The 17891-nt window shown below is 70.3% G+C and carries 18 protein-coding genes; 12 read left to right on the top strand and 6 right to left on the bottom strand.

What is annotated here, in order from left to right; genetic code table 11:
- The first annotated feature begins 19 nt into the window (after window positions 1-19).
- Window positions 20-868: an aldo/keto reductase gene (locus ACFQ9V_RS02735; RefSeq protein WP_382457643.1), complete on the top strand. Its 849-nt coding sequence runs from the start codon at window positions 20-22 to the stop codon at window positions 866-868.
- A 20-nt stretch (window positions 869-888) separates the two neighbouring features.
- Here the strand turns inward: ACFQ9V_RS02735 and ACFQ9V_RS02730 are convergent, their stop codons facing one another.
- The 4 genes from ACFQ9V_RS02730 to ACFQ9V_RS02715 all read right to left on the bottom strand — a co-directional run bounded on the left by ACFQ9V_RS02730 (window position 889) and on the right by ACFQ9V_RS02715 (window position 4133).
- Window positions 889-2400 (bottom strand): sensor histidine kinase, encoded by a 1512-nt coding sequence (locus tag ACFQ9V_RS02730; RefSeq protein ID WP_382457642.1) that lies wholly within the window; start codon window positions 2398-2400, stop codon window positions 889-891.
- Window positions 2397-3131 carry a response regulator transcription factor gene (locus ACFQ9V_RS02725; RefSeq protein ID WP_382457641.1) on the bottom strand — a complete coding sequence of 245 codons (735 nt, stop codon included), beginning with the start codon at window positions 3129-3131 and terminating at the stop codon, window positions 2397-2399. The genes ACFQ9V_RS02730 and ACFQ9V_RS02725 overlap by 4 nt, the downstream gene beginning before the upstream one ends.
- A gap of 89 nt (window positions 3132-3220) precedes the next feature.
- Entirely contained in the window at window positions 3221-3646 is a 426-nt protein-coding gene (locus tag ACFQ9V_RS02720) for an SRPBCC family protein (protein WP_382457640.1), read from the bottom strand.
- A gap of 49 nt (window positions 3647-3695) precedes the next feature.
- Window positions 3696-4133 carry an Lrp/AsnC family transcriptional regulator gene (locus tag ACFQ9V_RS02715; RefSeq protein WP_179603987.1) on the bottom strand — a complete coding sequence of 146 codons (438 nt, stop codon included), beginning with the start codon at window positions 4131-4133 and terminating at the stop codon, window positions 3696-3698.
- A 350-nt stretch (window positions 4134-4483) separates the two neighbouring features.
- Here ACFQ9V_RS02715 and rocD point away from each other — a divergent pair, with 350 nt between their 5' ends.
- From rocD to ACFQ9V_RS02700, 3 genes are all read left to right on the top strand, one after another.
- Window positions 4484-5746, top strand: coding sequence for an ornithine--oxo-acid transaminase (gene rocD / locus ACFQ9V_RS02710; RefSeq protein WP_382457639.1), 1263 nt, complete (start codon window positions 4484-4486; stop codon window positions 5744-5746).
- Window positions 5747-6075: 329 nt separating this feature from the next.
- Complete coding sequence (locus ACFQ9V_RS02705; protein WP_382457926.1) at window positions 6076-7452, top strand: peptide MFS transporter; 1377 nt, start codon at window positions 6076-6078, stop codon at window positions 7450-7452.
- 135 nt (window positions 7453-7587) lie between these two features.
- A complete protein-coding gene (locus tag ACFQ9V_RS02700) occupies window positions 7588-8250 on the top strand; it encodes an MOSC domain-containing protein (protein ID WP_382457638.1) in 663 nt (220 codons plus the stop codon).
- Between the two features lie 15 nt (window positions 8251-8265).
- Here ACFQ9V_RS02700 and ACFQ9V_RS02695 read toward each other — a convergent pair whose 3' ends face one another.
- Window positions 8266-9150: a hypothetical protein gene (locus ACFQ9V_RS02695; RefSeq protein WP_382457637.1), complete on the bottom strand. Its 885-nt coding sequence runs from the start codon at window positions 9148-9150 to the stop codon at window positions 8266-8268.
- Window positions 9151-9240: 90 nt separating this feature from the next.
- Between ACFQ9V_RS02695 and panD the strand changes: the two genes are divergently transcribed.
- On the top strand, window positions 9241-9678 hold the full coding sequence (panD, locus tag ACFQ9V_RS02690; protein WP_382457636.1) for an aspartate 1-decarboxylase: 438 nt from the start codon (window positions 9241-9243) through the stop codon (window positions 9676-9678).
- On the top strand, window positions 9675-10205 hold the full coding sequence (locus ACFQ9V_RS02685) for a hypothetical protein (protein ID WP_382457635.1): 531 nt from the start codon (window positions 9675-9677) through the stop codon (window positions 10203-10205). Before panD ends, ACFQ9V_RS02685 begins: the two co-directional genes overlap by 4 nt.
- 30 nt (window positions 10206-10235) lie before the next feature.
- Here the strand turns inward: ACFQ9V_RS02685 and ACFQ9V_RS02680 are convergent, their stop codons facing one another.
- Window positions 10236-11522 carry a saccharopine dehydrogenase C-terminal domain-containing protein gene (locus ACFQ9V_RS02680; protein WP_382457634.1) on the bottom strand — a complete coding sequence of 429 codons (1287 nt, stop codon included), beginning with the start codon at window positions 11520-11522 and terminating at the stop codon, window positions 10236-10238.
- Between the two features lie 133 nt (window positions 11523-11655).
- Between ACFQ9V_RS02680 and ACFQ9V_RS02675 the strand changes: the two genes are divergently transcribed.
- The 6 genes from ACFQ9V_RS02675 (at window position 11656) to ACFQ9V_RS02650 (ending at window position 17819) form a co-directional block, all read left to right on the top strand.
- Complete coding sequence (locus ACFQ9V_RS02675; protein WP_382457633.1) at window positions 11656-12540, top strand: LysR family transcriptional regulator; 885 nt, start codon at window positions 11656-11658, stop codon at window positions 12538-12540.
- A gap of 103 nt (window positions 12541-12643) precedes the next feature.
- Window positions 12644-13270: an MBL fold metallo-hydrolase gene (locus ACFQ9V_RS02670; protein ID WP_382457632.1), complete on the top strand. Its 627-nt coding sequence runs from the start codon at window positions 12644-12646 to the stop codon at window positions 13268-13270.
- A 78-nt stretch (window positions 13271-13348) separates the two neighbouring features.
- The gene (helR, locus tag ACFQ9V_RS02665) at window positions 13349-15514 is read left to right on the top strand and encodes an RNA polymerase recycling motor ATPase HelR (protein WP_382457925.1); all 2166 of its coding nucleotides are present in this window, start codon (window positions 13349-13351) and stop codon (window positions 15512-15514) included.
- 344 nt (window positions 15515-15858) lie between these two features.
- Window positions 15859-16299 carry a hypothetical protein gene (locus ACFQ9V_RS02660; protein WP_382457631.1) on the top strand — a complete coding sequence of 147 codons (441 nt, stop codon included), beginning with the start codon at window positions 15859-15861 and terminating at the stop codon, window positions 16297-16299.
- A 7-nt stretch (window positions 16300-16306) separates the two neighbouring features.
- Window positions 16307-16879 (top strand): SdpA family antimicrobial peptide system protein, encoded by a 573-nt coding sequence (locus ACFQ9V_RS02655; protein WP_382457630.1) that lies wholly within the window; start codon window positions 16307-16309, stop codon window positions 16877-16879.
- 34 nt (window positions 16880-16913) lie between these two features.
- A complete protein-coding gene (locus ACFQ9V_RS02650; protein ID WP_382457629.1) occupies window positions 16914-17819 on the top strand; it encodes a sporulation-delaying protein SdpB family protein in 906 nt (301 codons plus the stop codon).
- The last annotated feature ends 72 nt before the right edge of the window (window positions 17820-17891 follow it).

Here is a 17891-nt window from a genome sequence, read left to right as displayed (position 1 = left end):
CGGGGCTACGCTGAGACGCATGACCGAGAACCGACCTACCGTCGCCGTGCCCGCGATCGCCCTCAACGCGGGGACCAGGATCCCGCAGCTCGGCCTCGGGACCTGGCCGCTCGACGACGCGGAGGTCGAGCGCGCCGTCGTCGCGGCGGCCGAGCTCGGCTACCGCCACGTCGACACCGCGGCCAAGTACGGCAACGAGACCGGCGTCGGCCGGGGAGTGCGCGGCAGCGGGCTCACCCGCGAGGAGTGGTTCGTCACGACCAAGCTCGACGGCGGCTACCAGGGCGACGACCGCGCCGTCGCCGGACTCGACGACAGCCTCGGACGGCTCGGACTCGACTACGTCGACCTGCTGCTCATCCACTGGCCGCTGCCCGGGCGCGACCAGTACGTCTCCACCTGGGAGACCTTCATCCGGCTCCAAGAGAGCGGCAAGGCACGCGCGATCGGCGTCTCCAACTTCAAGCCCGCCCACATCGACCGCCTCATCGCCGAGACCGGAGTGGCGCCTGCGGTCAACCAGATCCAGCTCAGCCCGGCCATCCAGCGCCGCGAGCAGCGCGCGTACGGGACCGAGCACGGCATCGTGACCGAGTCGTGGAGCCCGATCGGCGGCTCTGGGGACCTGCTCGCGGCGCCGGTGCTCGCGGAGGTCGCGGCGAAGCACGACCGCACCGTTGGGCAGATCGTGCTCCGCTGGCACGTCCAGAACGGCCTCGTCGCCATCCCCAAGTCGCGCAACCCCGAGCGGATGGCGGAGAACCTCGCGGTCTTCGACTTCGAGCTCGACGCGGACGACCTCGCGTCGATCGACAGCCTGGATGAGGGGCCGGACGCGGGAGTGGACTCCGACCACACCGGGCACTGACCCGGCGACGTCGCTCCGCGTCAGACCCGTACGAGCGGCAGCCGCACCGTCACCACGAGACCGCCGGTCGGTGCGTTCGCGAGCTGGACCGAGCCTCCCGCCGCACCCGCCAGCGCCGCCACGATCGCCAGGCCGAGACCGCCGCCTCCACCGGCCCGGGAGGTGGTGCGCGCCCCATCGGCACGGGTGAAGCGGTCCAGGGCCACCGGGATGAACTCCGGCGGCATCCCCGGCCCCGAGTCGTGCACGGTGAGCACCACCCACTCCGGCTCCACGCGCAGCGCGGCGCTCACGACGTCCTCCACCGCGGCCGGCCGCGGCTCCGGCGGCACGACCTCGATCGGGCCGTCCACCACATCGCTCAACCGCGGCACCGGCCCGGTGTCCGAGCGGGCGTCCCTGGCACGGATCGCCGTGATCGCGTTGCCGAGCAGGTTGTCCAGGATGCGCCCGAAGTCCGTGGGCGAGAGCGCCACCCTGGCGTCCGCGCTCGGTCGCCGCTTGGGGTCGTACTCGAAGTCCACCGAGATCGAGCCGACGTCCTCGGCGCTGCTGACCAGGAGGCGGGCGCGGTCGATCGCGTCGGTCAGCTCGTCCACCAGCGTGCGCCAATTGATCCGCCCGCTGGACGGGCCGGCCTCGATCCGCGAGAGCTCCAGCAGGTTGTTGGCCAGCGTGCCCAGGCGTAGGGCGGTCGAGTGGGAGGAGCGGATGTCGTCCAGCAGCGCGTCGGCGTCGCCCGCGTCCAGCTCGGCCAGCTCCAGCTGTCCGCGCAGCACGGCCAGCGGAGTACGAAGCTCGTGGCTGGCGTCCGACACCATCTGCCGCTCGCGGTCGGCGGACGCCCGCAGCCGGCGGATCAGGTCGTTCAGTGTTGTCGCCAGCTCGGAGAGCTCGTCCTGGGCCGGGCCGACGGTCAGCAGGCCCGCGGCGTCGTCGGTCCCCGCCGGCTCGCCGCCCGCGATCCGGTCGGCCTGCTCGCGCATCCGGCTCACCGGTCTCAGCGCCGCGCGGGCCAGCAGCCACGACGCCCCGCCGAAACCGAAGATGAGCACACCGGCGCCGATCAGCAGCGCGAGGGTGAGGCGGTCGAGGATGAGCGAGGTCGTCTCGTCGTTGCGCGCGGCGACCACGTGCATCGTGCCGCGCTTGGTGACCACGGGCTTCACGAGCACCTCGTAGGTGTCGTCCGCGATCTGCACCGTCGTCGCCGAGGGCGGGAAGGACAGCAGATGGTCGATCCGGTTCTCCAGCGCCGTCGGAAGCGTGGAGTCGAGGATGACGCCGTTCGAGTCGACGATGGCGAGCTCCTGGCCGCCGCCGGGCAGGTCGAACGGCCCTGATGGGTTCGCCAGCACCGACGCGGCGGGCGCGGTGACGTCGTTGTTGAGGAGCGTGACGGTCGCGTTGTGGAGGATGGAGGACACCCCCACCCGGATGACCACCACCGCGACCAGGCCGAACAGGGTGGCGACGATGAGGCTGCCGATCGTGATGCGCGCGGAGATCGACAGGCGCCGCAGCCAGGTCACGGCGCCGGCGTCTCCGTCGTCGTCTTGGCCTCGGCCTTGTCGCCCTTCGACTCCAGAGCGTTCTTCGCGTCCAGCCGGTAGCCGCGGCCGCGCTCCGTCACGATGGACAGGCCCGCGCCGGCCAGGTCGAGCTTCTTGCGCAGGTACGAGACGTACTGGTCGATGACGTTGGTGCCGATGTTGTCCGTCGTGCCCCACACCGACTCGAGGATGTCGGCGCGCGACAGCGTCTTGTCCGGGTTCGTGGCGAACAGCCGCAGCAGGGTGAACTCCCGGCGGCTGAGCGGCATCTCGTGCCCGGACACCAGCGCCTGGTGCTCGTGCGAGTCGATGGTGAGCCGGCCGACGCTGACCTGCGGCCGCATCCCGGTCGGCTCCCGGCGCAGCAGCGCACGCACACGCGCGGCCAGCTCGGCGAACGCGAACGGCTTGGTGAGGTAGTCGTCGGCGCCCGAGTCGAGGCCGTGCACGCGGTCCTCGATGGCGTCGCGCGCCGTGAGGAGCAGGATCGGCATCGGGTTGGCGGCCTCCCGGATGTGCCGGCACAGCTCGAAGCCGCTCATCCCGGGCAGCATGACGTCGATCGCGGCGGCGGAGAAGGTGTCCCCGCGCAGAGCGATGAGGGCGTCGACGCCGTTGGTGACCAGGGTGACGTCGTATCCTTCGGCGGCGAGACCCCGCTCGACGAGGCCTCCCATGTCCGGATCGTCTTCGACAACGAGCAGCTTCATGCGCCCATCGTGCCACTGATCGCCGTGGTCGCGCTCGGATCGGGGGGTCGGAGGCTTGACGTCTGCTGAATGTTTTCGCAGAACGGTCGTCAGGTTTCCTCCACCACGGACTTGAGCGAGCCCAACGTCATGCCCCAGTTCTCGCTCATCCGCTCGGCTTCCGCTGCGTCGGCGCAGCCGTCCTGGGTGATGGTCACCTCGGTGCCGCCAGCGTCGTCGGCGAGCAGGTAGGAGACGGTCTGGTAGCTCTCCGGAACGTCCGGTTTGCCGCTCAGCGGGCTGTAGTAGCTGGAGACGAGGCGCTCGCCGGGGACGACCTCCAGGATCGTGCCCTTGTCCTCGTAGGGCTTGCCCTCCCACTCGCCGCGGTAGAGGATCGGGCTGCCCTCCTGCCAGTCGGTCTCCACGCGGCTGCCGAACAGGTAGCGCGCGATCGTGTCGGGGTCGGTGATGGCGTGCCAGACGTCGGCGCGCGGGACGCCGACGTGGATGGTCGCTCGTGCTGTCGTGGTCATGGGGACAGCATCCACCCGTCGGCGGCGGGCGGATAGAAGATTCGCGACGTCAGTTGTTGCCGCGGTTGATGAGCCGGGAGAGGACGATCGCGCTGCGGGTGTGGTCGACGTTCGGCGCCAGGCGCACCTTCTCGAGCGCGGCCTCCAGGCTCGGGATGTCGCGCGAGCGGATGTGGACGATCGCGTCGGCGCTGCCGGTGACCGTGCCCGCGTCGACGACCTCCGGGACGGCGGAGAGTATGCGCAACAGCTCCTCGGGCGAGACGGTGCCGCGGCAGAACAGCTCGACGTAGGCCTCGGTGCTCATCCCGTCGATGGCCGGGTCCACCTGGATGGTGAAGCCGCGGATGACGCCGTCCCCGACCAGCTTGTCGACGCGGCGCTTGACCGCGGACGCGGACAGCCCGACCACGCCGCCGATGTCGCCGTAGCCGGCGCGCGCGTTCTGACGGAGCAGGTCGAGGATGCTGCGATCGAGGTTGTCCACGGCGCAAGCATACGGTGAATCTTTGCGCGGAGGTGGAGGTTACGCGGGAATCGTGCGCGAAAGCGCAACGGATGAGCGCGATGGCGAGTTGGGCTGCGTTCGTGCGGTCGTTCGCGCACGAATGCTGCGAACCGTGGGCAAGAGCGGCGATTTCGTGCGCGAAGACGCAGCCAATCGCTGACATCCGCGTGTGAGACTAGCTCACAGCTTCGGTGGCGGCGCCGTGACGTCCCGGCCGGCGATGAAGCCTGCCCAGGACGGCTGCGCCCGTCGCCGACCCGCCGCACGCCGACCTGCCGTACGACGACCTGCCGCACGATGACGTGCCGCACGACCCAGAGAGGACGACCATGACCGACACCGTCGCCCACCGCATCCACCCGTCCACCCCCGCGCCGACGGGGCGCCAGGCGCAGGCGATCGCGCTCGAGGACGAGCACGCGGCGCACAACTACCATCCGCTCCCCGTCGTCATCGCCGAAGGCCAGGGCGCCTGGGTCACCGACATCGACGGCCGCCGCTACCTGGACTGCCTGGCCGCGTACTCGGCCGTCAACTTCGGCCACTCCAACCCGCTGCTGCTTGATGCCGCCCGGGCGCAGCTCGACCGGATCACGCTCACCAGCCGCGCCTTCCACAACGATCAGCTCGGCCCGTTCGTCACCGAGCTCGCCGCGCTCGCCGGCAAGGACATGGTGCTGCCGATGAACACCGGCGCGGAGGCCGTGGAGACCGCGATCAAGGTGACGCGGGCGTGGGGCTACCGGGTGAAAGGCGTGCCGGACGGGCGCGGGAACATCGTCGTGATGGCGGGCAACTTCCACGGCAGGACCACCACGATCGTGAGCTTCTCGGACGATCGGGACGCGCGCGACGGGTTCGGGCCGTACACGCCGGGATTCCGCAGCGTGCCGTACGGGGACGCCGCCGCCGTCGCCGACGCGATCGACGACGACACGGTCGCGGTGCTGGTGGAGCCGATCCAGGGCGAGGCGGGCGTCGTCGTGCCTCCGCCGTCGTTCCTCCCCGCGCTGCGCGCGCTGTGCGACGAGCGACGGGTCCTCCTGGTGGCCGACGAGATCCAGTCGGGCCTCGGACGGGTCGGGGCCACGTTCGCGTGCGACCTGGTGGGGGTCGTGCCCGACCTCTACCTGCTCGGCAAGGCGCTCGGCGGCGGGATCGTCCCGGTGTCGGCCGTCGTCGGGAACCGCGACGTGCTGGGCGTCCTCCACCCGGGCGAGCACGGGTCGACGTTCGGCGGGAACCCGCTGGCCGCCGCGGTCGGCCGCGCCGTCGTCGCGCTGCTCGCGACCGGTGAGCCCCAGGAACGCGCCGAACTCCTGGGCCGCCGCCTCCACAGCGACCTGGCGCGGCTGATCGGTCACGGCGTGCGGGAGGTGCGCGGTGCGGGCCTCTGGGCGGGCATCGACATCGACCCTGCGCTCGCCACGGGGCGCGAGGTGTGCGAGCTGCTGATGGAGCGCGGGGTGCTCGCGAAGGACACCCACGGCTCGAACATCCGGCTGGCGCCGCCGATCGTGGTGGAGCCGGGGGACCTGGACTGGGCGGTGGAGCAGTTGGAGGCGGTGCTGCAGGAGTTGGGGGAGCGGTGAGGGGCGATTTCGGGAAAGCCGGGGATGTGGGCTAGACTGAAATAACACCCCCGGATGCTTCGGCTACCGGGCGCGGGGCCCCGAAAGGGGCCCCTGTTTTGTTTCAGGACCATTCCTGCCCGTGGAGTCTTACGTACGAAATGTGAATCCCGGCGTTCACCTCTGCCGCCGGTCATGGGAGCATGGGCGCCATGAGTGACAGCAACACACCCAACGACCCCGACCGCGAGCCCGCGGCGGGTGGAGCGACCACCACGGCCACGCCCACCGACGCCAGTCACGGGTTCTTCGGGCAGCCGCGCTCGCTCGCCAACATCTTCGGTGTGGAGATGTGGGAGCGGTTCTCGTTCTACGGGATGCAGGGCATCCTCCTCATCTACCTGTACTACAGCGCTGCCCAGGGCGGCCTCGGCGTCAACCAGGCGACCGCGGCGGGCATCGTCGGCGCGTACGGAGGGGCCGTCTACCTCTCCACGATCCTCGGCGCGTGGCTGGCGGACCGGCTGTTCGGATCCGAGCGGGTGCTGTTCTGGAGTGCGGTCGTCATCATGGCGGGGCACGTCTCGCTCGCCCTGCTGCCCAGTTTCGCCGGTGTGATCGTCGGCCTCCTGTTCGTCGCCGTCGGCAGCGGTGGCCTGAAGGCGAACGCAACGCGCATCGTCGGGACGCTCTACGACGAGCACGACTCCCGCCGGGACGCGGGGTTCTCGCTCTTCTACCTCGGCATCAACCTCGGCGCATTCTTCGGGCCGCTGCTGACCGGGCTTCTGCAGTCCACGCTCGGGTTCCACTGGGGGTTCGCGCTCGCCGCGGTCGGGATGGCCATCGGCCTCATCCAGTACTCGCTGGGCCGCAAGCGCCTCCCCGACATCGCGCGCGAGGTGCCGCACCCTCTGCCGCGCAAGCGCCTCCCGCTGATCATCGGGATCGGCGTGGCCGGCGTGATCGTCATCGTCGCCCTCGTCCTCACCGGGCTCATCAACGCGATCAACCTCGCCCTCTGGGTGATCGGCGTCACCATCATCGCGGCGATCGCCTACTTCGTCGTCATCCTCAGCTCGAAGCTGCTGAGCAGTACGGAGCGCAGCCGGATCGTCGCCTTCATCCCGCTCTTCATCACGAGCGCGGCGTTCTGGTCGCTCTACCAGCAGCAGTTCACGGTGGTGACGATCTACTCGGACGAGCGGCTCGACCGGAACCTCTTCGGATGGGAGTTCCCGGTGTCGTGGGTGCAGTCCATCAACCCGATCTTCATCATCATCCTGTCCGGCGTGTTCGCGGCGATCTGGACCAAGTGGGGCGACCGGCAGCCGTCGACGCCGCTGAAGTTCGCGGCAGGGACGGTCGTGATGGGCCTCGCGTTCTTCCTCTTCCTGTTCTGGGCGGGCGGTGGAGCGAACAGCACGCCGTTGCTCGCGATGGTCGGCATCCTGCTCGTCTTCACGATCGCGGAGCTGCTGATCTCGCCGGTCGGACTGTCGGCGTCGACGAAGCTGGCGCCGCACGCGTTCCAAGCGCAGATGGTCGCGCTGTACTTCCTGTCGGTGGCGCTCGGGACGGCGATGTCGGGGCAACTCGCGAAGCTGTACTCGCCGGCGACGGAGGGCGTCTACTTCGGGGTGATCGGCGCGGTCGCGGTGGCGATCGGCGTTGTGCTGGCGGTGATGAGTCCGTGGGTGCTGCGGATGATGCGCGGGGTGCGGTAGGGCCTGTCGGCAACGGAGGAGTTCGCGCGCGGCACGCCGGTTGGCGATAGTGAGCGGAGGAGATCGAGCCGCGGAATGGCGTGATCTCCTCCGTTGGCTGCGGTGGGGAGGTGCGGGGCGGGCATACTGAGGGGCATGGGTGAACGGGGTGACGAGGCTCGGGTTCTTGCGGTGTGCCGAGTCGCGCAGCTGCGGCCGGATGACGGCAATGTGGGTGTGACGGCGATCGACAAGCAGCCGGTGGAGTCGCGGCTGAAGGTGCGCGGGCTCGGACTCTACGGCGACGTGCAGGCCGACCGCAAGCACCACGGCGGCTCCACGAAGGCGCTCTACGCCTACGCCGACGAGGCCGCCGCGTGGTGGGCCGCGGAGCTCGGCCGGCCCATCCCGCCCGGACTCTTCGGCGAGAACCTGCGCACGGCGGGCCTGGACGTCGACGGCGCCGAGATCGGCGAGCGCTGGCGGATCGGCGAGAAGCTGGTGGTCGAGGTGACCTGTCCGCGCAATCCCTGCGCGACGTTCCAGCGCCGGATGGGCGAGCCGCAGTGGGTGCGCCGGTTCAGCGAGGCGGGGCGCGTGGGCGCGTACCTGTCGGTCGTGCACGCCGGGACGGTGGGCGCAGGCGACGCGGTGGAGGTCGTGCGGCGGCCGGGACACGGCGTCACGATCGCGTCGTGGTTCACGGCGGCGGACGCCGACCAGGCCGACGCGCTGGTGGCGGCGGAGGAGGCCGGAATGCTCGAGCTCGCTCGGGAGATGCGGGAGTCGATCGCGCACGTGCGCGGCCGCGCGGCGTGACGCGCGGGGAGCCGCCTACTCCTCGTCGAGCCCTAGCTCCCGACGCCAGTGCGCCAGGAACTCCGCGCCGGCGGTGTCGTGCACCGCGTCGCCGATCGTGATGACCTCGTACGGCCGCTCCAGCACGCCGTCCGCAGGCCGGACGTCCACGTGGGCGACCTCCCGGCCGGTGCTGTGGACGTAGTCCGCCATCTTGTAGTCGCTGCGCGAGTCCCCGATCGACCTCCAGCGGTGCGGCAGCGGGCCGCGCTCGGCGAAGTAGTCGAACGCGCGCTGGGCCCCGCGGTCCTTGTCGAGCAGCACGGACTCGATGTCGGTGGAGATGATCGTCGGGTCGATCCGGAACGGGACGTCGCCGGCCGCGTCGGGGGCGACGCGCTCGCCGTAGCGCAGGCCGAGACCGAGGCCGGTCAGGAGGTCGAAGGCGGCGTCCTGAAAACGGGCCTGGGCCTCCTGGTACGTCTCCGCGTCCACGTCGGTGCGCTGCTCGACGGAGATCATCGCGCGCTTCGTCTCGTCGAAGAACATCGTGTCGGCGAAGCGCTCCCGAACCAGCGTGCGGATGCCGTCGACCGCCGCGTCGGGAAGGGCGACCGACGCGTCGACCGCGACCTCGCCCATCCCCTCACCCGTGACCGGCGCCCACGCGCCGCCCTTCTCGAACACGCCGAACATCCGGGCGCCGTGGGACTCCAGCGCGTCGCCCAGGCCGGCGTCGCACAGCGGCGCGACCACCTGGTGGCGGATGAAGTCGCCTGAGCGGCCCGTGATGAACGCGATCGGCACGCCCGCAGCGGTCATCGCGACCAGGTCGGTGACGATGCTGCGGATGGCGATGGTCCGGGTGACGGGGCTGGCGATCGGGCCGTCGACGTCGAAGAGGAGTCCGAGGTTGTGCACGCTCCATTCTCGCGTGCGCATTCTCCCGAGCGCGCCGCGACCGCCCCGAACCGCGGGAGAATGGATATCAGGCCACGAAAGGAACGTCCCGTGCTCCGCACCATGTTCAAGTCGAAGATCCACCGCGCCACTGTCACCCACGCCGACCTCCACTACGTCGGCTCGCTGACCGTCGACCTCGACCTGATGGAGGCCGCCGACCTGCTGCCCGGCGAGCAGGTCGCCGTCGTCGACGTGACCAATGGCTCCCGGTTCGAGACCTACCTGATCGCCGGTGAGCGCGGCAGCGGCGTCATCGGGGTGAACGGGGCGGCGGCGCACCTGGCGGAGGTCGGCGACACCGTCATCGTCATCTCCTACGCGCAGCTGGACAACGCGGAGGCGAAGAGCTTCGTGCCGACGGTTGTGCACGTCGACGGCGGGAACCGCATCCTCGCGGTCGGCGCCGACCCGGCGGAGGCGCTGAGCGAGGGTGTGAGCGTCCCGCCGTTCGCGGTGCCGTCCGCGGCCGGCACCGTGGTCGCGTGACGTACCGCGCGACCGAGCGCATCCACACCGTCGAGGCGCGGCGCATCGAGCTGGAGGCCGAGGTGCCGTTCGCCCAGCTCCGGCGCGCGTTCGAGGAGCAGGTGCCCGAGCTCGATCGGAGGTTGCAGAGCGGCCTCCTGGACCAGGGCGCGGACTGGTCGACGCTGACGCGCATGCTCGAGGGCCCGGGGATGCACGGCCTCGTGCGGTTCTGGACCGACGACCCGCGCCCGGTCATGCGGGTGGGCGGCGTCGACATAGCGAGCGCCGGCTATCTCGTCGGCGATTACGCGACGGCCGCGCGGATGTACCGGCACGACGCGGGCGCGCTGCTCTACGCGCCGCTGCGCGTCGAACTGCACGACGTGGGTGGAGGCCGCACCGTGCTCAGCGTGGAGCAGCCGAGCATGCCGTTGCGCGGGTTCGGCAACAACAAGATCACCCAGGCCGGCTACGAGCTGGACCGGAAGCTGGGCGACCTCCTCGAAGACCTCGGGCTTCCGCGCCCGAGCGTGCTGCGGCTGTAGCGCGGGCGCCGGTAGCGCCGGCATCGGCGGTCAGGGCTCCCGCAGCCCCCAGGCCTGGCCGTAGCCGCCCTCCGCCACCGGCCGCTCCATCAGCTCGAGGAACGGCCGCGCCGGGAACGCCTCCGGCCCGAGCACGCCGGCGCCGCTCCAGGTCCCGTTGGCGAGCAGCTCCAGCGCGATCACCGGGTTGAGCGCCGTCTGCCACACCACGCACTGCGCGTCGTACTCCCGCATCGTCCACTCGTTGTCGGCCACGTGGTACAGGTACACGCTGCGCGGGAGGCCGTCCTTTCCCGTGCCGGTCACCCACACGCCGGCGCAGGTCTTGCCGGTCATCCGCGGGCCGATGCCGGCCGGGTCGGGGAGGGCCGCGGCGACCACGTCGCGCGGGGCGACCTCCACCGGGCCCGCCGCGCTGCGGACCCGCAGGGGCGACGTGGAGTCCAGCCCGAGCAGGTGCAGCGTCTTGAGGACGCCGATGAACTCCGCGCCGAGCCCGTACTTGAAGGTCACCCGCTCGGCGTCCAGCCAGCGCGGCATCAGCAGCACCTCCTCGTGCTCGACGTTGACGCACTCGACCGGGCCGATGCCCTCGGGGAAGTCGAAGACCTCCGGCTCGCTGAACGGCGGGGTGGCGAACCAGCCGTCGCCCTCTTCGGCGAGCCGGCGCTTCTCGAAGATCACGGGAGGGTTGAGGCACTCCTCGATCGTGGTCCAGATACTGAAGGAGGGCGCGAAGATCTCGTTGCCGTCGTCGTCGCGGACCACGAGGTTCGCGCCGTCGCGCGTGCCCAGCTCGTCGATGTGCGAGAACAGCTCGTCGGAGGCGTAGCGGGCGAACACGTCGGACAGGCCGGGCTCGACGCCCATGCCGACCAGGGCCAGGCGGCCGGCGGCCTCCCAGCGCTGGTTCTCGGCGAACTGGGCGTCGCCGAGCTTCACACCGGTGCGGCGGTACGGCTCGGTCTCGTGCGGGTGGGAGAGGCTCATGGCCATGTCGAGGTAGTCGGCGCCCGCCGAGAGTGCCCCCGCGAAGATCGACTCCACGAAGGAGGGCTCGACGGCGTTCATGACGTGGGTGGCGCGGTGCTCGCGGGCGACGGCCGCGACCGAGCTCGGGTCGGAGGCGTCGATGCGGGTCGCGGTGAAGCGGCGGGCGACGTTCTCGCCGTGCCGCTCGCGGATCCACGCGACCGTGGCCTCCGCCCGGGACAGGTCGTAGTCGCTGACGACGATGGACTCGAAGAACGAGCGGCGGGCGGCGATCTTCGCGATGGCGTTTCCGACGCCACCGGCGCCGATCAGCAGGATGCGCATGGTGCTCATTGTGCCCGGGCGGCACCGATTCGGCACGAATCGCGAGTATGAAGCGCGCAGAGTCGACATTCGACACGAATCGGTCACTTGTCGGGGTGATGGAGGGAGGGTGATTGACACGTACTATTGCTGAATGGAACTTCGCCAGCTCGAGCACTTCGTCACCGTCGCCGAAGAGCGGCACTTCACGCGCGCGGCGGAACTGCTGCAGATCTCCCAGTCCGGGCTGTCGGCCTCCATCCGCTCACTGGAGCAGGAGCTGGGCACGTCGCTGTTCATCCGGAGCACCCGCCGCGTCGAGCTGACGACGGCCGGCCAGGCGTTGCTCGCGGACTCGGTGCGCACCCTGGCCAGCGCCGCCGCGGCCCGCAATGCCGTGGCCGCCGTCCGCGGCCTGTTGCGCGGCCGCCTGACGATCGGCGCCGAGCCGTGCCTCGGGTCGGTCGACCTCCCGGCCGAGCTCGCGGCCTTCCGCACGGCGAACCCCGGCGTGGAGGTCCGGCTGCGGTACTCCGGGTCGGAGGAGCTGGTGGAGGCCGTCGCCGGAGGCCGCGCCGATGTCGCCGTGGTCGTCGACACCGGCCACGCGCCGAGCGGTGTGCGGCTGCGCCCGCTGAGCACCCAGTCGCTGCTCGTGCTCTGTCACCCGGAGCACCCCTTCGCGGCGCAGGACAGCATCCCGATCGAGGCCCTGCGCGGCGAGCCGCTGGTCGGCTTCCAGGAGGGCTGGGCCGCGCAGACGCTGGCCAGGCGCGCGTTCGCTGCGGCCGGCTTCGACTATCGCGCGGCGATGGAGGTCAACGACGTCCACCCCCTGCTCGACCTGGTCGGCTACAACCTCGGAATCGCGGTCGTCCCGGCGAGCTTCGGGCGCAAGCGGCCGGAGCTGCTGCGGGCGGTCGCGCTCAGCGGGGACGTGCCGGAGTGGACAGTGGCGGTGGCCGTGTCCGACGAGCCCAGCCCGGCGGCAGCGGCCTTCCTGCGCCAGCTCGCGCGGGTGGAAGCCCCCACCGGCTAACGCCGATCGCCGCCGAGGGGCACGTCGTTGTCACTTGTCTGGCGCGTAAGTGACAACAACGTGCCCCTCGGCGGGAGGCTGCACGCGGACTAGCATCCCACTCATGCGCGAAGTGATTCCCGGAGTCCATCGGCTGCAGTCCGCCCGCGCCGGCAACGCCTACCTGATCGAGGAGGGCGACCGGGCGGTGCTCGTCGACACAGGGCTCCGATCCGGGGCGGAGGCCGTGGTCGCCGAACTCGCGGCAGCGCGCATCCCGAGGGTGACCGACGTCGTCCTCACCCACTACGACCCCGACCACGTCGGCGGCGCGGCGGCCGTGCAGCACGCGACGGGCGCGCGGGTGTGGCTGGGCGCCGCGGACGCGCGGATCCTGCGCGGCGAGGAGCCGCCGCCCACGCGCATGCGCCGCGCGATGTTCCGGAGCGGGTGGCTGGGCCGCGCCGAGCTGCCGGACCTGACCGAGCTCTCCGACACGGCCGAGACCGGGGTCGCCCCCGGTGTCGTCGCCGTCCCGGCGCCGGGTCACACGCCAGGCCACCACCTCGTGCGGTGGCGCGGGGTCGCGTTCATCGGCGACGCCGCGCGCGTCTCCGGCGGGCGGCTCGTGCACCTCCCTGGCCTGCTCATCAGCGACCGCGCGGCCGCCGATGCGACGCTCGCCGCGATCGCCGCGTCCGCTCCGCGCCTCGTCTGCCCGGGCCACGGCGCACCTGCGCGACTGGTGTGACGCTCTCCCCCTGCATTTCCAGGATACGGGAGGGCAGGGGGCTTGCGGCAAGGCCCCGGTGGGGGCGGAGAATCGTCGATCGTGACTGCCTCCCCGCCTGCCTTCGCCCTGCCCGAGAACCTCTGCGCCAAGTCCGCTCCCGCCCTCATCGCCGACGACGAACGGCACTTCGCCGCCATCGACGGCACCCTCCGGAAGACCGTCGCCGAGCTGTCCGATCAGCTAGCCGCCGAGTTGCGTGCGCCCGGCGGTCACGGGCAGAAGGCGCTCGACCGGGACACCGAGGTCCGGCGGCTGAGCGCCCGGCTGCGCGCGCTCGGCAGGTTCGGGATCGACGTCTGCCTCGGGCGGATGGTCACCGACGCCGCGGAGACCGTGTACATCGGCCGCTTCGGGCTCACCGGCGGCGACGGCGAGAAGTTGCTCGTGGATTGGCGGTCGCCCGCGGCCGAGCCGTTCTTCGGGGCGACGCTCGGGGATCCGATGGGGCTGGTCAGCCGGCGGCGCTACCGCTGGGCGAAGGGGCGGGTGGCCGACTACTGGGATGAGGTCTTCGCGGCCGACGCCCTCGACGACGCCACCGAGCGGGCCGCGCTGGACGATCAGTCGGCCTTCATCGCGAGCCTCGGCGCGAGCCGGTCGCCGCGGATGCGGGACGTGCTCGCGACCATCCAGGCCGACCAGGACGCCATCATCCGGGACGGCTCCCGTGGCGCGCTCGTCGTGGACGGCGGCCCGGGCACCGGGAAGACGGTCGTGGCGCTGCACCGCGCGGCCTACCTGCTGTACTCCGACCCGCGGCTGTCGCAGGGGCACGGCGGCGTGCTGTTCGTCGGGCCGAGCCCGGCCTACCTCGCCTACGTCTCCGACGTGCTGCCGAGCCTCGGCGAGGAGGGGGTGCAGCTCTGCACGCTGCGCGACCTGCTGCCGGAGGGCGCGTCTGCCGAGCCGGAGGTCGACGAGGAGGTCGCGCGGCTCAAGGCGTCGGCCGCGATGGTGACGGCGGTCGAGCGGGCGGTCCGCTATCACGAGGTCCCGCCGTCGCGCGGGATGGTCGTGGAGACCGAGTGGGCCGACCTCCCGTTGACGCCCGACGACTGGGCGGACGCTTTCGACGCGGTCGGCGCGGGCGCGCCGCACGACGAGGCGCGCGACGAGGTGTGGGAGGAGCTGCTGACGATCCTGGTGGCGAAGGCCGGCGACGCGATCCCGGAGGCCGCCCTGCGCCGTCAGCTCACCCGGAACGACGGGCTCCGCGCGGCCTTCACCCGCGCGTGGCCGCTCCTCGACCCGGCCGGCGTGCTCGGCGACCTGTTCTCGGTACCCGCCTACCTGAGCGCGTGCGCGCCGTCGCTGAGCGACGAGGAGGTGCGGGCGCTGCGGCGGGAGGAGCCCCGGGCGTGGACGCTTTCCGACCTCCCGCTGCTCGACGCCGCACGGCAGCGGATCGGCGACCCGGCCGCGAACCGGGTGGCGCGCGAGCGGGAGGCCGTGCTCGCCTTCGAACGCGACGGCCGCAACCGCGTGGTGGACGACCTGATCGCCGCCGACGACGGCGAGGGGCTGGTCACGATGCTGAAGGGGGAGGACGCGCAACGCTCCCTCATCGACAAGGCCGCCCTCCCGAGCCTCGACCCCGACCTGCTGGCCGGGCCGTTCGCGCACATCGTCGTGGACGAGGCCCAGGAGCTCACCGACGCCGAGTGGCGGATGCTGCTGCGGCGCTGCCCGTCGCGCAGCTTCACGATCGTGGGCGACCGGGCGCAGGCGCGGCACGGGTTCACGGACTCGTGGGCCGGGCGGCTGGCGGCGGCGGGCATCCCGGACGTGCGCGTGTCCACGCTGACCGTCAACTACCGGACGCCGGAGGAGATCATGGCCGAGGCCGCGCCGGTGATCCGGGCGGCCATCCCGGACGCGAACGTGCCGACCTCGGTCCGCAGCAGCGGGCTGCCGGTGGTGCGCGGTCGGCGGGACGACCTCGACGGGATCGTGGCGCGGTGGCTCGACGAGAACCCGGCGGGGATCGGGTGCGTGATCGCCGCCGAGGGCACGCTGGGGTGGTCGTCGCCCTCCGACCGCCTTCGCGTCCTCACGCCCGCGCAGTCGAAGGGGCTCGAGTTCGACCTGGTGGTGCTGCTGGACCCGGACGGGCTCGGGGACGGGATCGAGGGGGCGGTCGACCGGTACGTGGCGATGACGCGATCGACGCGGGAGTTAGTGGTGCTGGCGGTCCAGTCGTAGTGTGACCAGACGCAGCCGAGCGCCGCCTTGCCTTAAATTTCGCATTGTAGTTAGCTAGACGCTAAACGAAAGCGGAGGCAATGATGCATTCACGTAAACTAACCGCCTGGGTCTCTTCTGCCGTCCTAGTGATGGCCCCCGTGTCGATCGGAGCGCCACCAGCGTACGGAGCTGGACTTGAGGCCGAGAGCGGTTCTCGCGCGGTTACCAAGGAGAGGGGATTCGATAGCCGAATCGCGACCGCTTCGGATCGCGACTTACTGAGGCTTCTGCTAACCGGCACCGGACCCATCGCAGACGCTCATCCCGAACTCCCGCTAGAACTCGGCTTCGCGCGAGTCCCAATGGATGTCGATACCGATGCGTTAGCGCTTGTCACGGACACGTTCATCGATCGCTTTCCGGCTTTCTCGGCAGTGTGGGCACCTGCGATTCGAAGTGGCGATCCGATCAAGATCAACAAGGGCTTGAACGGCTTCAGCGTCGACTTCATCGAATTCGTGGAGACGGACGACGTCTTCACCGAGTTCCGCCAAGTGATGTCCACCAAGCCCGTGCGCAGCGCGCGGGGCGACCTGGTCGTGGTCTGGAACGTGGCCGTCGTCGCGAATGCGGCTGTGGTCGCTACGACGGTCGGGATCGCGGCCACCATCGCCGGAGCGGCGATGGCAATCGCGCTCGTCGGGGGCGTGTTCATTGCGTACCTCGACGACGTCGAAGGAGCGACCTCCTCGTCGGACATGGATCGCGTCCGCGAGTCGACAGTCAGGGCTCTCGCCTCATAGCGGCCGCGTGAAAGAGAACTCTCGTGCGCGCGAAACGCTCGCGTCGCGCGCCTCGGGACTCATGCTGGTCTCGATGATCGCGCTCTCGGCGTTTCTGTCCGCGAACAGCACCGTGTTGTTCCCTCGCCAGCAAGGAGAGGGGGACGTCCTGCGCAGATACGTTCTGCCTGTGTTTCCGCAGTCGTGGCCGTTCTTCACCAAGCCTCCGGATGATTCGGAGTACGCGGCTTACTCGGTCAGTGGCAACCGAATATCGGCGGCGACCGACTTTCCCAATTCCCTGCCTTCGAACGCCTTCGGATTCTCGCGATCGCAACGCGCTCAAGGGCCGGAAATGGCGAACCTCGCGATGGAAATCGAACCGGGGCTGTGGACCGTGTGCCTCTCGACACCGGGTGATTGTGTTCAAGCAGCGGACGAGAAGGAGCCAGTGAGGATGCGAAATCATTCGACCTTTGCGACGTTGTGCGGTACCCATATGCTCGCGGAAACGGAGCCCGTCCCGTGGTCGTTCCGAGACGAGTACGAAGGCTGGCGAACGGACCTTCGCGTCGTGAAGGTCGAGCTCACTTGTGACTAGCGCTGTTGCGTTGCAGGTTGATCGCAGGGCCAGCGTGACCATTTCGCCGATCATCGGACTCGGGCGGTCTCTTCTCGCTCTGGCGCAGGCGACGGTATTTGTGTTCTCGGACGTACGGGCATTCCTGGTGCCGGTAGGCGGCAAGTCCATTCAGGATTCGTGTGGGGAGTATCTCGGGAGGATCTCCCTCTTCTGTATCGGACCTTCGCCTGACGGCGCGGCCGTGGTGGAAGTGATCGCCCTGCTGATCGTCGCCTCCGGGGTTCTTCCGCGTTACACCTGCATCCTCCACGCCTACATGAGTGTGTCCTTCATTGGCGTATTGGCATTGCCGGACGGTGGCGACCTCATCGCCACGAGCCTCTCGTTCCTGCTGGTATTCGTCTATATCGGCGATCCGCGTCTCTGGCACTGGGGGCGAGGCGAATCGACTAGCGCAGTGTTTCGCGGCATCTCGAAGGGCGCGCAATTCGCTATTCGAGTTCAAGTCGCTTTCATCTACTTCCAAAGCGCGACATCGAAGTTCGCGGTCGACACCTGGGCTGACGGATCGCAGATGTACTACGTGACCCGCGAGGAGATGTTCGGTGCAAGCGGGCCTCTCGGCGACGTTGCTCGTGCCCTTACGAGCGTTCCCTTGGTGACATTGGCATCCTCGTGGGGTGCCATCGCGATGGAACTCAGCATCGTCGTTCTGATATTCATCCCGAAACCGGCCGCAGCGAAGGTCGCGATCACCTTGGCGATCGCCCTTCACGTCATGATCATCGCCCTGATCGGCATCGGCAGTTTCGGGCTCGTCATGATCGGCGCTGTCTTGTGCGCGAGCGGTTCGCGGATCGCAAGGCTCGGTGAGCTTGTGCATCCCAGATTCCCTCGGCGACTACTTGCGCGTTTCGGCGACCCCGACGCCCCCGCGCTCTCAGCGGATGGGCCGTGAGCTTGCGATGACGGGTAGGAACGACATTCGTGTCGAGGACTCTGTGCTCACCATCGTTCCCCGTGGGCTGGA

Source organism: Leifsonia sp. NPDC056665 (assembly GCF_042791795.1).
Classification (GTDB): domain Bacteria; phylum Actinomycetota; class Actinomycetes; order Actinomycetales; family Microbacteriaceae; genus Leifsonia.
The sequence above is the reverse complement of the archived record's forward strand: the minus strand, read 5'-3'. Positions and strand labels throughout refer to the sequence as shown.